Raw genomic sequence first — 13,908 nt, 5'->3', positions numbered from 1 at the left:
AGCCCCCGTCCTCAAGGAGCGAGGCGAAGCCGAGCGAGTAGGGCGGGGATACAGCGCCCGCAAGAGAGACAATCGATTATGGTCAGAATAGTTAACTGAACACAACAACTAGCAGGGGATACGTCGCATGGAGTACAGTCCACGATTCCGACTCTTCCCTTCGACCACACAGCGGGAGAGCCTTGAGTGGACTCGCAACATTGTGCGACAAGTTTACAACAACGCGCTCCACGAATTCAACAAGATACCACAAGACGAGGGGACGCTCCGACAGCGCGTCTGGCAAGTCCGAGACAAACTGCCACAACACAAACAACAGTGGACCGAACTCAAACAGGTCTACTCTACCGTATTACAGAAAGCTGTCGAACGCATCCGAACCAACATCAACAACCTTGGCAAACTGAAAGCCAAGGGATACAGTGTTGGCTCGTTGAACTGGAAGAAACCGCGTGAATTTCGGAGTTTCACGTATCGGCAATCGGGCTTCGAACTCGACAAGAAGAGTGGCCCGAGAGACCGAGCAATTCTCCGACTCAAAAAAGTCCGCGGCGAAACGCTCGACGTTCCAATCCGTCTTCACCGAGACCTCCCAGAGCACGACTCGATTAAGGAGGTCACAGTGAAGAAAGAACCGACGGGAGCGTGGTACACGTCGTTCTGCATAAGCACCGAGGAACCAAAGAAACCCGAGCCAGAAGACACCGACGCAGTGGACACGGTTGGACTCGACCTCGGCGTGCTCACCTTCATCCACGACTCGAGCGGACGCTCTCTCTCCCGTCTCGACTTGACCGACGAGCGCGAGCGCCTCGAACGCGAGCAGCGCTCGCTCTCTCGCAAACAGTACGAGTCAAACAACTGGGAGAAACAACGGCGTCGGGTCGCTGAGGTTCACGCCCGCATGTCGAACAAGAAGCGCGATTACAAGCATAAACTCGCGCATTTCTACGCGACGGAGTACGACGCCGTGTTCGTCGAGAACTTGAACGTGAAGTCGATGCTGGAAGGTGATGGGAACGCTCGGAACAAGGCAGAAGTGGGCTGGAGTGATTTCCGCCGGATTCTCGAACATCACTGTGACAAGCACGGCACGCACTACGTGGAAGTGCCTGCTCAGGGCACGACGAAAGAGTGTGCCAGGTGTGGCGTCGAAACCGAGAAGCCGTTGTGGATTCGAGAACACTCGTGCCCGTCGTGTGGGTTTGAGTTAGATAGGGATTGGAACGCGGCATTGAACGTGAAATCGCGTAGCCTGTCGAAACTAGGGGTGGTTCACTCCGAAGCAACGCCTGTGGAGACTGCGACCGCTGTGGACTCGGTTTCCGTGTCTGCAAGTCTCGTCGTCGAAGCAGGAAGCCTCTGCCTCAAGGAACGAGCGGCGAAGCCGCGAGTGAGTAGGCAGGGGTAGTTCACTTCCAAGAGCCTCCTGGGATGGTTAGGAAATCGCTGTCTTGAGGTCAGTTAGGTCGAAGAACGACCACCTCTCATTGTCCTCTACCTCCTTCTCGAGTCCGTCGACAAACCCAGATTTCGAGAAGAGCATAAACTGTTCGTCGCGGGTTCCTGGCCCCCATCTGATATTTTCAGCTTTCGTCCGGAGGTCATCAATGAGCGAATACCCGACCGGTTCGTTCGTCCACTTACACTCAGCGAACAGAATCCGATCGTCCTTCGGTGCCAGTCCTACGATATCGATTTCGTGTTCGCCATACCACCAGCGGCCAACCTTGGAGTAAGGCTCGAGTTCACCACTACGAATCGCCTCCCAGATGGCTTCCTGACAGATATCTTTAAACGTCGGTGCGACGTGGGTTGGTAGATCTGGCTGGATAGTACCTTCGAAGACGACATCAGGTGCTTCCTCGATACTCGAGCGGTTCGGCTCGACATATCGAAACCAGAAGCGCAGAAATTCATCAGCAATGTGATAGCGCGATCGCTTCGACTTCTTTCTAGATTCGGTGATGGGCACCTCCCGATCGATGAGACGAAGTCGGCGGAGTGTCTGCAGATACTTCGACAGTGGTCCAACGTCAATACCGGTCGCTCCCGAAATTTCGTTTGGTGTCGTGTGACCCAGCGCAACCGATTCGAGGATACTCATGTACCGCGAAGGATTTCGCAGTTCAGTACGCAGGAGAAACTCCGGTTCGTTGTAGAGAATTCCCGTTGGCGACAGGATGTGTGTTCGAATATTTTCGGCGAGTGGGCGTTCGTAGTCGAAGCGAGTGAGATACATTGGCGTCCCACCGGTAACTGCGTACGATTGAATTGCCTCCTCGAAATCGTATGTAATCGCCTCCTGAGCTTGTTTGAACGAGAACGGCTGTAGATCAATCTGACCCGTACGGCGACCGTACAGGGGGCTCTTGTGGCCGAGCACTTCTGACTCCATCGTGCTCACGCTCGAGCCACAGAGAACGAGCATCGAATCTGTATCTTGGAGTTGTTCGTCGACGAACGACTGCACATACGACGGGAGAGAATCGTTCTCTTCGATCAGGTACGGAAATTCATCGATAACGATCACTACCTGTTCGTCAGCGATCGCCTCTCCGAGATACTCAAACGCATCGTCCCATCCATCGATTCGCGGGATGCGATCGTTGAAGTACTCGGCAACTTGTTCGATGAACTTCTCACGCTGGCGCTGTTCTGACTCCTGAGCAGCGAGGAAGTAGATATGCGGGTGGTCGGTACAAAACGTTTTGAGTAATTCGGTCTTCCCGACGCGACGCCGTCCATACACCACGTAGAACTCGTAATCCGGTGATACGGCTGCAGCCTCGAGGGCTTCGAGTTCACTGCCGCGATCGTAGAAGGTCATACTCCAGATAATGATTACTGCGATAATGACTTAGGTGTTCCGCATGTAGAGGAGGCAACTGGTACAGCAGGTCAGCAATATTAACCAACAAGGATGGATATAACCGGGTTCCGTTGGTTAACACGATGAGCTCCCTCGAGTTGCTGTTTTTGTGTGCCCCACAGGGGTGCAGGGCATCAAACTGTGTCCTGCGTGAAAACCGAATGGAGAAACATCCACTCACGCAACTCGAGTTTACTCGACGAACGGCCAAACGCGCCCAATACGAGGCGTTTGAATACACACTCATCCTGGAAGGCGTCCTCGTCAGGAATGCTAGTCACGAAACCCCAGCTGATCACGAATACATCGTGACGATCGAAAACGGGGTTCCAACACACTGTGAGTGCCCGGCAGATGAGCACTACGAAGGTGCGTGTAAACACCGAGTGTCGATCGCGATCCGACGACCGCTCATCCTGGCAGTAACAGACAAACAGCTCGTTGCTGATGGTGGTATCCCCGCCGAAAGCCAGGAGCCAGAGCAAGCACACGAGAGCGAAAACGACGAGTCAACAGAGTGTGTCTGTGCTGAGCTCAGCTCACTACCCTGCTGGGAGTGTGTTCGAACTGGTCGAAAGTCACTGGAGGAGACGGAGTGATCGTTCTCCACTGGTTGCTCGGACGAGAGCACCAATCTTCGATCATCTACGAGTGTCGGGACTGTGGAACGACGCTCAAGTCGGCGAAAAGCGTGTGTCCGTATTGTAGAACAACCGAAGTTGCTGTCTTCGAGCTCGAGTAGTCTACAGTCCAACACCACTGCTGGTTTGTCGATATAGCTCGAATAGCCTCAATCTATATTAAGAAAGCAGCCGAAGTGTGAAACATGACCGAGGAAACGCCGGATGGTGCTACCGGGCTCAGAGATCGCCAGACGACCGGAGAAGACCGCGTACAGATGGTTACTCGCCAGCTGTCAGAACCAAAAACAGTAAATTGGATTGCTTCAGAGGCAGAGTGGTCACACGAACCGACCAAGCGTGTCCTGAGGAGACTCGTCAACGACGGTGTCCTTCGTCAAGATGATAGCGGGACGCACACGACGTACTATCCGGACTACCGCCAGCAAGCGATGCAGGAAGCAATGCGACTTCGTGATGGTGGTCGAACAGTTGAGGAGTTAACCGATCGACTCGCCGAAATGAAAGAACAGATTCGCGACTGGGAGGAGGAGTTCGAAGTTGAGTCACCGAACCAGCTTCGAGCAACCCTCGCTGATGAGAGTCTTGATCCTGATGAAGAGGGTCGTCGACGCGATATTGCACGCGAGTGGACACATCTCCAACGACGTATCCAGATCGTTGGATTCGCAATCCGCGAATGGGATTTCCTGGCTCCGAACGCAGAACATGCTGATGCCAGGAGTTGACGGATGTCCATTCAACATCCGGGAGGCGATCCAAACGCGAATCTGTATGCACAACTCAAGCGTGACGTCCTTGAGCGCATCCCCCATATCACGACAGTTGAGTATGTTCCTGACGACGTTCAGGCAAAGCAGCTACAGGCAACGTTCGATCCAACGCGCCTTGATCCACAGACAGGACCAGAATCGCCGAAGCTGATTATTGCTTGGTATCGACAGAAACCTCATGATTGGTTTCGAGTGAACTACACCGATCCAAATACAGGATTCCACGCTGGTTGGCACCAAGATGAGGATCACCCTAATCTCGGCCGAGCACATTTCCAGTACAAAACAGGGACGAGTGAAGACAGATGGGGGATTACGTTCAAGCACCAGACCCCATCCCTAATCCTCTGGGAAATTATCGACGAGCTCCTAGAAGATGTTCTCCCGACATACCAGTCCTCTACTCACGGCTAGATCCGAGTAGGGCATTATGCCGCGGAAGTTATGTTGTGTTGATTTGCAGAATCGACGCTCGAGTGCTCGTTCAACCCGTTTTTCTGCTGACGACCAGTTGATAGCGCGAAAGACTCTCACTCGAAAATGAGAGTTTAATCCAACAGATTTTATCAGAAAAATACTTAGTCAATCACGCGAGACTGAGTGTGACGACACAATGACTGACGTTTCGTATACGTACGTTACCTACCCTCAGATACTGATTGAGAGGCACGCCTAGATGTGTTTGAGTAACACCGCTGTCGAAGCCTCATCTGACCCGACATCGAGTCGACTCAGGCGATTCATGCGTACAAGCGCTGGAATCGTCGTGTTGTTGACTGTAGTCGCCGTTGATCCAGTCCTTGCACAAGATAGCGTTGTCTGTGATGCTGAAGGCCTTCCCGGGATGGTTTCTGGCTTCTTCCAGATTACGACTGCCCTCGGACTCATGGGACTCGTCGTCGTCTGGCAGGCAGATTCACTCGTCGAGATGTTCACGATGAACTTCGAGCAAAAGAAGGACCTCAAACAGCACAAACGAACGGCGCTCAAGTCCGCGCTCATCCTGGTAATACTGGGTCCACTGTACACCGTCGCTGGGTCGACGATGGGATTGCCGCTCGCTGAGTGTGTGGATTTCGTCCCGTGGTAATTCTGAGCCAGCGGCGACGAAATCGCCCTCTCTGGAATCGTCGCGTTCGATCGACGTTCGTGCTGCTGGGAGTCGTAACCGTCGCGGTCATCGCCAGTAGTGTGGCCGGCCAGAGTTCCCCAGTGCCTGCCGACGAGGATGACCTCGATGCTAACGAAACAGCAACGCTCTGGTCGAACGACCTCGATGAGTGTCTAACCCCTGCTGAGTACGAAGCTCAGTACGGCAAAGAGCCATCAGCGATAGAAGAACTCGCCACCTGTACAGACATTTCGTTTACCCACCCTCCAGATACAGCCACACGTTGGACGGACCAGGACTACGACCGCCTCGAGGCAGGTGGAAGTGACACCTCGAGGTATCCGGAACACGCTACACTCACGGATTCAGTTGGCATCGCCGATGCGCACGCGACGGTGTTTGGGATCCATCCATCGACACGGATGCATATCGATCCAGAGCAATCCGTTCACTACGTCGCCCCAGAGGGAACAGTGAGAGGGTTCGTCGATTATCGGATTCGACTTGATGGAGCCCAACTACGGGATACCGAAATCGTTTCGTGGTCGATCCAAGACCACGGTATCAACGAAGTCAGATTACGAGTCGACGAGACCGTCGTCGAGACGGCCGAGGGGACGCACAACCCGGTATTCGAATACGACTTCGAGCACTCTGGGCAGGGGACGCTAACACTCGAGGCCGACATCTACACGCGCCTCGAAGTAGAGGCACGGGTTGGCAACCAGAGCGAGGTCGAAACCCGAGTCGTCTCCGATAACGTTACCGTCAGTCAGGAACTCGAGGTTGACGTCTACGATCCGCAAGCGGTGATCTACTATGCATCGTATCCCGATGACGAGGATGGCGTTGCCATCTACCAACGTCAGCCCTGGAACGGGTACACACTCTCTGAAGACGGCGACGTCAGCGTCCGTGGTGTATGGCGATACTATACGGCTCGCGATACAGACTGGGATCAACTCATCGAGTCGACTCGAGACGGTACACGATCACTCAACGAAACACCGCGCCCCGTGTACGTCCACGCGTTCCCATCCGATATTGGGCCACGCGTAGAACCAATTCGTGACGGTCCGAAACTACTCGAGGTCTGGGGGAACGAAACTGAATCTCCAGCGTCGTCGATGCACGACAACGTCGAGGTTGACGTCGTTTCAGGTCCCTATACGCGTTCATCGGGAGTCGCACTTCGATACGATGAGATCGACCCGGATTCGATCACCGTTGAGGGAATCGTTCGCGGTGTCACTGCAGAGATTGTCGAACCCGATAACGGTACACAACGTGAGATCCGTGAGAGTGAGCTCTCGATCGAGGTCGTCAACTCGAGTGACACAGCGAGTACGCTTCGAATCGAGCTCCGCGATACGGCAACCGGAGAGCCGATTATGCTCGATACCCTCGACGATCCGCGGTTCTCGTTGATCGGTCAGGACGCTCGATCAGGGTACATTACCGTTGGTGATCGCCGTGTCCGAACGGACGCGACCGGAGCCGTCGAGATAACAGTGAGCCAGCCGGGAATCTACACGGCGGAGTACCACCCAGGATCGTGGCGCTCACATCAGCCAGCCTATCTCGGGGATACCGCTACGGCAACCTGGCACCCACTGACGTCGCCCACTGGCTGGTTTACGCTGCTGGTCGATCTCGTACGCTTTGCCCTCCCGTTTGCAGTCGCCCTCTATGCCGCCAAGCGGATTGGCACTTTCTTGAAATTCAATGACGAGCTGCCATGAAAATCAACCAACAGACATACTGTAGACGAACCGTCCTCAGGGTATTGACCATCGCCACATCAGTAGGGTTGGCTGGCTGTACCGCCTCAGACAGTGACGAATCAGCGGCTGGGTCGAACGACTCCCTCGAGTTTACCTCGAAAGTTGAGGGGACGCAGCTAATTCTTCGATTCCAAGCGGGCGTAATCGATCAGGTGAACATCGTCGAGCCCGCAGGAGAACTCTTCGTGACTCGAACGGTCGAAGCTGGTGTTTCTCGACTTGCCGTCGAGATCGGGACAGAGTATACTCCAGGTACATATGACGTGATCGGCCTCGCTGCAGACGAGGTCGTGGAAACCATCTCTTTGAAACTCGAACCCAATCTCGAGTTGACCGACCTTCGGTTAGGTAAAGAGTATCCCGAAGAGATGTATGAAGGGGCAGATGAGCTAGATATAGCAGCAAAAGCAATACTCTATCTCACAAATACGGGTTCCGCATCGACTGCAGTCACGTCACTTCGATTTCGAGGAGACGTACCTCTCCCAACACACGAAAGTTATGACGAGACAGGGGATAGCGGTATCTACGATACTGACAGTAAAGTTGGAGGTAATGCAGACGAGGTCGTAATCCCAGCTGGTGAGACAATAGTCATCTACAGCAATACACGGCCGTTCTCACCTACCGCTCGGGGAGCTGAATGTAATTTAGCAGGGTACGAGGGTCGTTTCACTGTAGAGTTATCCTCTGTTCACGCTTCTCAGGATATCAAACTTGAATACACGATACAGTATCAAGATACTGAACCTCGGGGCTGTGCATACGAGATTGAGAGGGCACTATCATGATTGCATGGTCCCTTAGCGAGATCGGGATCAAGTGGTTCGAAGATGCCATCGACAAACTCATCGAATGGTTCCAAGAAGGGCTAGCAGACGCTTACGGAGCAATTACAGCACAGGTATTCGGAACACCAACACCAGAAACTGATGGTGCGTTCGTATTTGGTCAACCGACAAATACACCGTGGGTAGACATTCATAGTGCTCTCGTCATAGGCGAGATCATGCTCGTTGCCCTCCTGTTGCTCGTAATGTGTGTCCAGGGACGGCACACGATCCGAATTTTCAATATGGGGAGCGCCTTCGATGCTCGGAAAACGAAACGAAGTGCCTGGACGGGCGCATTTCTGATTGTGACGTGGTACTGGGTTGCTGTGTTAGCCCTCTATCTCGTCAATGGATTCACTATTGCCCTCATTCCTGATGTGGCCACAGTTACATCGGTAATGGTCAATTTGCTTGATCTCACAATCACAAATCCACTTCTCGCCCTCTTTTTGACCGGCATTGGTGCAACAGCGATGTGGATTCTTCAGGCGTTGTTTTTCCTTCGGGAGATCATGCTCTACATCTTCATCTACGCAATGCCGATCGGGATTGCACTCGCGTTTGGCAACTTGCCTGTCGTCTCCCAAATCGCGAGGACGGCCTGTATGAAATTCGTCCCGCTGGCGATCATGCCGATCCCCGTTGCGCTCCTGTTCAAGGGCTATGAACTCCTCTTCGGTAACGGTGCAGACTCGAGTCTTGTCCCAGACAGCGCCTTTCTGAGTTACCTCATCGCCGTTACGCTACCGCTTCTATCGATCATTATCGTCTGGAAGCTGTTCAAATACGCTGCACCGATGACGACCAGAGTTATCGGCGCGACGGGCAAAGCAACCGTGACAACCGGTGCAGTCGTTGGAGCAGGGACAATCGCTGGGCCTGCAGCCGCCTCAGCAGCGGCACGATGGGGGCCAAAAGCTGCGGCAGGGTATACCGTGGCTTCGAGATTTGGCGAGTCAGGAACTCAATCCACTTCTGGTGTGGCCACGGGTACAGCTTCCGAGGGTCAGACAGCGAACGACAATACGGTGAGTGATTCTTACGGCAACGCTGGAATCCCCGACTATCGTCGTACAGAAAACGATCCGGGGTACTACTAGTGACATCCTCGCCCGCCGTAAAGGGCAGGGCTTCCTACAAGGGAAGCCTCGCGTCGGAGGTTTCAGGACTCGAAGGCCGCAAGCGTCGTCTGTCGGGGTTGCCGACTCGGCGTGCGGTGTCCTGTGGCCGTGTCACAACGGCTCCCATTCCGTGGCGAGTCATCGCGTTCCGGTTTCCAAGGAACGCTCTCTCCCCACGGATCTACGCGACCGGCGATATTCGCAGCCGCATTGATATCCGCCTGAAACGTCGAAACGTGACACTCTACGTTCGTACACTTGAACTCGGCTTGCGATCCACGACGACCGATATGTCCGCAAGCGTGGCACGTCTGGGACGTGTAGCGCGGGTTCACGATCTCGACCGGAATACCGGCTTCGAGAGCCTTGTCCCCGATCCGGTCGGTGAGTCGAGCGAACGCCCACGCGTGAAGTCGTCGGTTCATGTACTTCCCGTAATCCAAGTTCTCACGGATGTACGACAAGTCCTCCATAACGATCACGGGGTCGTCGAAGGACTCGGCGTACTCGACGGCTTCTCGGGACGCCTTCTCAACGATGTCGGTGAGGGCGTTCTGGTAGTGGTCGAAACGTTCGTCCACCCGCCAGTCAGCGTCACGTTCCTGAAGTCGTTTCAGAGTCGTGAACATCTCCTTGCGGAGTGCCCGCGCTCGCTTACCGTCAATGATCAACGGCCGGGTCGGAGTGTCGCGCTGAAGGGCACAGCCCGTCAGCAACTTCGATTCACCGAGGTCGAACCCGATGTAGGTCGGGTCGTCCGGCGTCTCCGGTTCGGCGATCTCGTATTCGACGGTGACGTGAAGCACCCAGTTCGTTCGGTGCTCTTGAAGTCGGAACTCACCAACCGTCACGTCGCCGTCGATCAGGCCGAACCAAAGCGATTCCTGTTCGGGGTTGATCCGGAGCGGAATCCAGAAGGCGTTCCCACGCCCGGCCTGTGGAACGCGCCAACAGAATTCGTGCGTTCTGTTGACGGAGTGGTCGATTCGAAAGCCCCGGTTAGTGAATCGAATCGGGTGGTCGTCCTTGAGATCCGACGTGTTGTACGTCCGTCGAAGCTTCGGGACGTAGTTCTTGAGCGCGTCCTTGGCGTAGGACGTGAGCGTGTACGGCGTGACGACATCGTTGACTGCTGTTTGCGTGTCTGCGCCACTCTCAAAGGCGTCCGAGAGGGCGCGTCGGTAGGTCGCCACGGTTCGCCGAAGCCGTTGTTCTTTGCCCGTAGTGGGCGGAGCAAGGGTAGATTCGAGCGTTTTGGTGGCGGTCGCCGTCACAACTACGAGTACGATAGCGTAATAGTTAAAGATAACGAAAAACTAACCATGCATGTAGATGCCCAACTTGAACATCGAAGTAGATCAAGAAGAGTACGATCGCCTAAGCGAGATCAAAGACGCGCACGGGCTCACCTGGAAAGGGATGTTGCTCCAAGGTGCGAAGTCGTTAGACACCGAGGGGCCGTTGTAGGGCGAGTCGAGACACGAACGAACGCGATTCCTCCCCGTGCTAAAGCACGAGGTTTCCTCGCTACTGCAAGATGACGCGAGAACACGACGCCGCGAGTCGGCGTATTATGGATAAATTCGGCGAAGAGAGTCGCATCCTACTGTTGAATATCGATGAAGGGGACGTCTACGTCCTGGTTGGCTTCCCGATTGCAGGTCTTCTCTTTGGAGGCTTGACGGGGCTCGATGGGGCGATTCTTCCGTTCGTCTTACTTGGAGTTACCCTCGGTGGCGCAATCGTTTATGCCTCACCGGGTCATCTCCCCGCGACCGTATGGCTCGGAGACGTCTATCGCTACTACGGCAAACGGCCGCGATTCACCTACAGTGGCGAAGCCGGTCGAGACTCCGACGAGCCAACCACCGAGGGCGGCCTGATCAACTACACGCCGTTCAAACCCGATGAGTCCACCCAGGACCTCACCTCGATTGCCCGCGCCTGGCCGGGTGCTGGAGCGATCGAACGAACCGATGGCACGATGGAGGCAATCCTCGAGATCGATGCTGGCAACATGGACTTCGCGATGTCCGGTGACTGGGCACACATTCAGCGCCTCGGCGAAGAGTTCGCAAATCGTGAGCTCGATTTCAAACTCACCTTTCACGCGACGACCCGGGCGTTTCCCGTCGAGCGCCTGATCGACCGGATCAATGATCGGCTCTTAGACGAAGACGTCAAGAACAACCCGGTTTTCGAGGTGTTGCTCGAGGAGTATCGTGAGAAGCGACCGCGAGAGCTGTCGGGGACTACGCAGCTCCGGTACTTCATCGGCGTTGAAGTCGCTCCACTCGAGGTCTACGATCGCTATCAAGACGAGCGTTCACCAGCGGAGAAACTGACCTCGTTTCCAGTGATCGGCTTTCTGTTCAATCCGTTCGTGACTCGACGAGCGAACATGAGCGATGGCGAGTTACGAGCAGCGATGTTCGAGAAACTCGAGACGCGGCGGCGAGCGGTCCAGACCGAGTTCGTGCAAAAAGCGCCAGGGTGGTCTGTTTGCCCGCTGAGCACGGTTGAAATGTTCCTCCTCGCGATGGACTTCTGGAACGGCGAAGAACACGAATACGACACTCCGGAGAACGCGATGCGTGAACAGCCAGTGATCGACAACCGAGAGAGGCGAGGCGAATGAGCGACGGATCGATCCGATTCGCTCTCATCGGATACGTAGCACAGACACTGCCCGACCCCGCAACACAGGAAGGACTCGTCCTGTATCTGGGGCTCACCGTTGTGGGTACACTTCTGGTAAGGAGTGGCTGGGATCGGTGGCACACAGAGGAAGTCAACGAGGTCGAACTGGGCGACCTTCTCGAGCAGGCAACGATCGAAGCGGCCCAGGATGAGCGTACGGTTCTCGACGAGGTAGCTCACCGGCACCAAAACCTCATCGCTCCCGAGGCAATTGAATGGGGGACACGGACGGCACGAGTCGGTGAGCAATGGACATCAACGCTCTACGTTGCAGACTATCCGGATTATCCCAAAGACGGCTATCTGAACGAACTCTTCGAACTGACCGACGTCGAATTCGATCTCACGATACACCTCACACCCAAAAATCAGGTGCAAGCTCGAGACGAATTACAGCGAGCCGCAGACGATTTGCAAGCAGATGCCGACCTCGAACGAAACGTCCGTGGTGCGTACTTACAGGAACGAGCAGCCGAAGCCATATCGACGTACAAGAGCGTCGAGAGCGGAAGCCGTGTCTTCAGCCAGGGTATGTTCATCACGATCCGCGCCCAAACGCGTGATGAACTTCGAGAAAGTGTTCGAACCGTTCGGAGCCGACTCCGTGAAGATCCGGCCGGACTCTCGCCGAAGACGGCCATCTGCAAGCAGGACCTAGCACTACGGGCGGCCGCCCCAGTCGGACCGAATCCCTTCGGTCGTGAAGCAACGGCATTAGGCGGAGCCGTAGGAGCTCTCTTCGCGTCGATACATTCGGCCACGATCCTCGAAGACGGCGGCGTCGAATTCGGCGCTCACTGGAAGAATCAAAGTCCGGTCGTGATCGACCCGTTCGCCCGTGAAAATGGCTATGCCATGTTTACAATCGGCGATCCTGGCTCCGGGAAATCGTTTGGCTCGAAACAGAACTTCATCCGCTCGATCGAGCAGAGCGAGGATCGCATCGGCATCATCCTCGAGCCGTTGAATAACTGGGCTGGCGTCGCCGACGCCCTCGGTGGCGAACGAATCACGATCGGCGGAGAGATGGGACTCAATCCACTCGAGATCAAGCCAACGCCGGAACGCGTCCAGCGGGCGATGGGCGAAGACGCCAGTCCGTATCGCGAAAAGCTCGATAGCGTGATGAGCTTTCTCTCGAATTACTTCGCTCTTCGCGGGATCAGCCTCGACGACCGACGGACAACACTCGAGACAGCGCTTGAACGAGCGTACACTCGAAACGGTATCACCGACGACATTGCGACCCACCACAACGAGAGTCCAACGATGCGTAACGTGCTCGATATCCTCGAGGAGATGGTCGAGAATCCATCGGAGTATGTCGTTCGGACGGCTGCAGAAGCAGGCAAGATCGAGTCCGATGCGACGTGGCTCATCGATCAATTGCGACCATTTTCCCAGGAGGGCCGGTATGAGAATCTGGGTCGCAAGACGGAGTTCGATATTCGTGATGAGAAGGTGATCTACCTCGACCTCGCCCAACAGGAGGGCAGTCTCGGTGGCAGTACGAGCCTCATCATGCAGTTACTGATCTCGCTCGTATACGAGCGCGCCAAAGAGACCGAGAAAGAGGTCGTCTTCGTCATCGACGAAGCGCGATACATCATGCAGGATGCGGCGAGTCTCGAGTATCTCGAGGTGGTCTTTCGCCACCATCGCCACCACAATCTGTCTATTCGACTCGTCACCCAGACCGTCGACGAGTTCTTCCAGCATCCCGAGTCGGAGGCGATCATCGACCAGTGTGCGATCAAGCAATTCCACCATCTCGACGGCATGGACCGTGCGTGGGCAGAGGAATTCGGCCTCAATACAGCACAGATGCGCTTCGTTCAGGAAGCCGTCCCAGGGAATGAGCGAACGGGTTACTCCGAGGCACTCGTCGGCGTCGACGGAGAGTGGCGTGGCATCGAAGTCCGAGCGATGGAGAACGAGGCGACTGTGATCGATTTCGACCCGAAGACACACTCTCGACGCGACCTTCCAAGCAAAGACGAACCCGACGTGGGGTTTGGTGCTGACCGCACCACGGGTGACGGTCAGCGAGACAAGGCCATCTCCGACTGATGA

The 13,908-nt window shown here is 55.2% G+C and carries 12 protein-coding genes; 10 read left to right on the top strand and 2 right to left on the bottom strand.

Features of this window, described 5'->3' with window-relative positions; genetic code table 11:
• Positions 1–127: 127 nt before the first annotated feature.
• Positions 128–1,411 (top strand): RNA-guided endonuclease InsQ/TnpB family protein, encoded by a 1,284-nt coding sequence (locus J1N60_RS06700; protein WP_312911724.1) that lies wholly within the window; start codon positions 128–130, stop codon positions 1,409–1,411.
• 27 nt (positions 1,412–1,438) lie between these two features.
• Here J1N60_RS06700 and J1N60_RS06695 read toward each other — a convergent pair whose 3' ends face one another.
• The gene (locus J1N60_RS06695; protein ID WP_312911722.1) at positions 1,439–2,830 is read right to left on the bottom strand and encodes an ATP-binding protein; all 1,392 of its coding nucleotides are present in this window, start codon (positions 2,828–2,830) and stop codon (positions 1,439–1,441) included.
• Positions 2,831–3,033: 203 nt separating this feature from the next.
• Here J1N60_RS06695 and J1N60_RS06690 point away from each other — a divergent pair, with 203 nt between their 5' ends.
• The 7 genes from J1N60_RS06690 (at position 3,034) to J1N60_RS06660 (ending at position 9,114) form a co-directional block, all read left to right on the top strand.
• Positions 3,034–3,471, top strand: a complete 438-nt coding sequence (locus J1N60_RS06690) for an SWIM zinc finger family protein (RefSeq protein WP_312911721.1) — start codon at positions 3,034–3,036, stop codon at positions 3,469–3,471.
• 227 nt (positions 3,472–3,698) lie between these two features.
• Positions 3,699–4,241: a DUF7342 family protein gene (locus J1N60_RS06685; protein ID WP_312911720.1), complete on the top strand. Its 543-nt coding sequence runs from the start codon at positions 3,699–3,701 to the stop codon at positions 4,239–4,241.
• Positions 4,242–4,244: 3 nt separating this feature from the next.
• Positions 4,245–4,700 carry a hypothetical protein gene (locus J1N60_RS06680; protein WP_312911718.1) on the top strand — a complete coding sequence of 152 codons (456 nt, stop codon included), beginning with the start codon at positions 4,245–4,247 and terminating at the stop codon, positions 4,698–4,700.
• Positions 4,701–5,028: 328 nt separating this feature from the next.
• Positions 5,029–5,376, top strand: a complete 348-nt coding sequence (locus J1N60_RS06675; protein ID WP_312911717.1) for a DUF7985 family protein — start codon at positions 5,029–5,031, stop codon at positions 5,374–5,376.
• On the top strand, positions 5,352–7,139 hold the full coding sequence (locus J1N60_RS06670) for a DUF8186 domain-containing protein (RefSeq protein WP_484551600.1): 1,788 nt from the start codon (positions 5,352–5,354) through the stop codon (positions 7,137–7,139). The genes J1N60_RS06675 and J1N60_RS06670 overlap by 25 nt, the downstream gene beginning before the upstream one ends.
• A gap of 44 nt (positions 7,140–7,183) precedes the next feature.
• On the top strand, positions 7,184–7,972 hold the full coding sequence (locus J1N60_RS06665; protein WP_312911715.1) for a hypothetical protein: 789 nt from the start codon (positions 7,184–7,186) through the stop codon (positions 7,970–7,972).
• Positions 7,972–9,114 (top strand): TrbL/VirB6 family protein, encoded by a 1,143-nt coding sequence (locus J1N60_RS06660; RefSeq protein ID WP_312912547.1) that lies wholly within the window; start codon positions 7,972–7,974, stop codon positions 9,112–9,114. Before J1N60_RS06665 ends, J1N60_RS06660 begins: the two co-directional genes overlap by 1 nt.
• A gap of 62 nt (positions 9,115–9,176) precedes the next feature.
• On the opposite strand, the gene J1N60_RS06655 is transcribed toward J1N60_RS06660, so the two are convergent.
• Positions 9,177–10,409, bottom strand: a complete 1,233-nt coding sequence (locus J1N60_RS06655; protein WP_312911714.1) for an RNA-guided endonuclease TnpB family protein — start codon at positions 10,407–10,409, stop codon at positions 9,177–9,179.
• A gap of 263 nt (positions 10,410–10,672) precedes the next feature.
• Here J1N60_RS06655 and J1N60_RS06650 point away from each other — a divergent pair, with 263 nt between their 5' ends.
• Complete coding sequence (locus J1N60_RS06650; RefSeq protein ID WP_312911713.1) at positions 10,673–11,773, top strand: TraC-like domain-containing protein; 1,101 nt, start codon at positions 10,673–10,675, stop codon at positions 11,771–11,773.
• A complete protein-coding gene (locus J1N60_RS06645; RefSeq protein WP_312911712.1) occupies positions 11,770–13,905 on the top strand; it encodes a VirB4 family type IV secretion system protein in 2,136 nt (711 codons plus the stop codon). Before J1N60_RS06650 ends, J1N60_RS06645 begins: the two co-directional genes overlap by 4 nt.
• The last annotated feature ends 3 nt before the right edge of the window (positions 13,906–13,908 follow it).

The organism is Natronosalvus caseinilyticus (genome assembly GCF_017357105.1).
GTDB classification, from domain to species: Archaea; Halobacteriota; Halobacteria; order Halobacteriales; family Natrialbaceae; genus Natronosalvus; species Natronosalvus caseinilyticus.
This window is presented reverse-complemented; position numbering and strand designations above follow the sequence as displayed.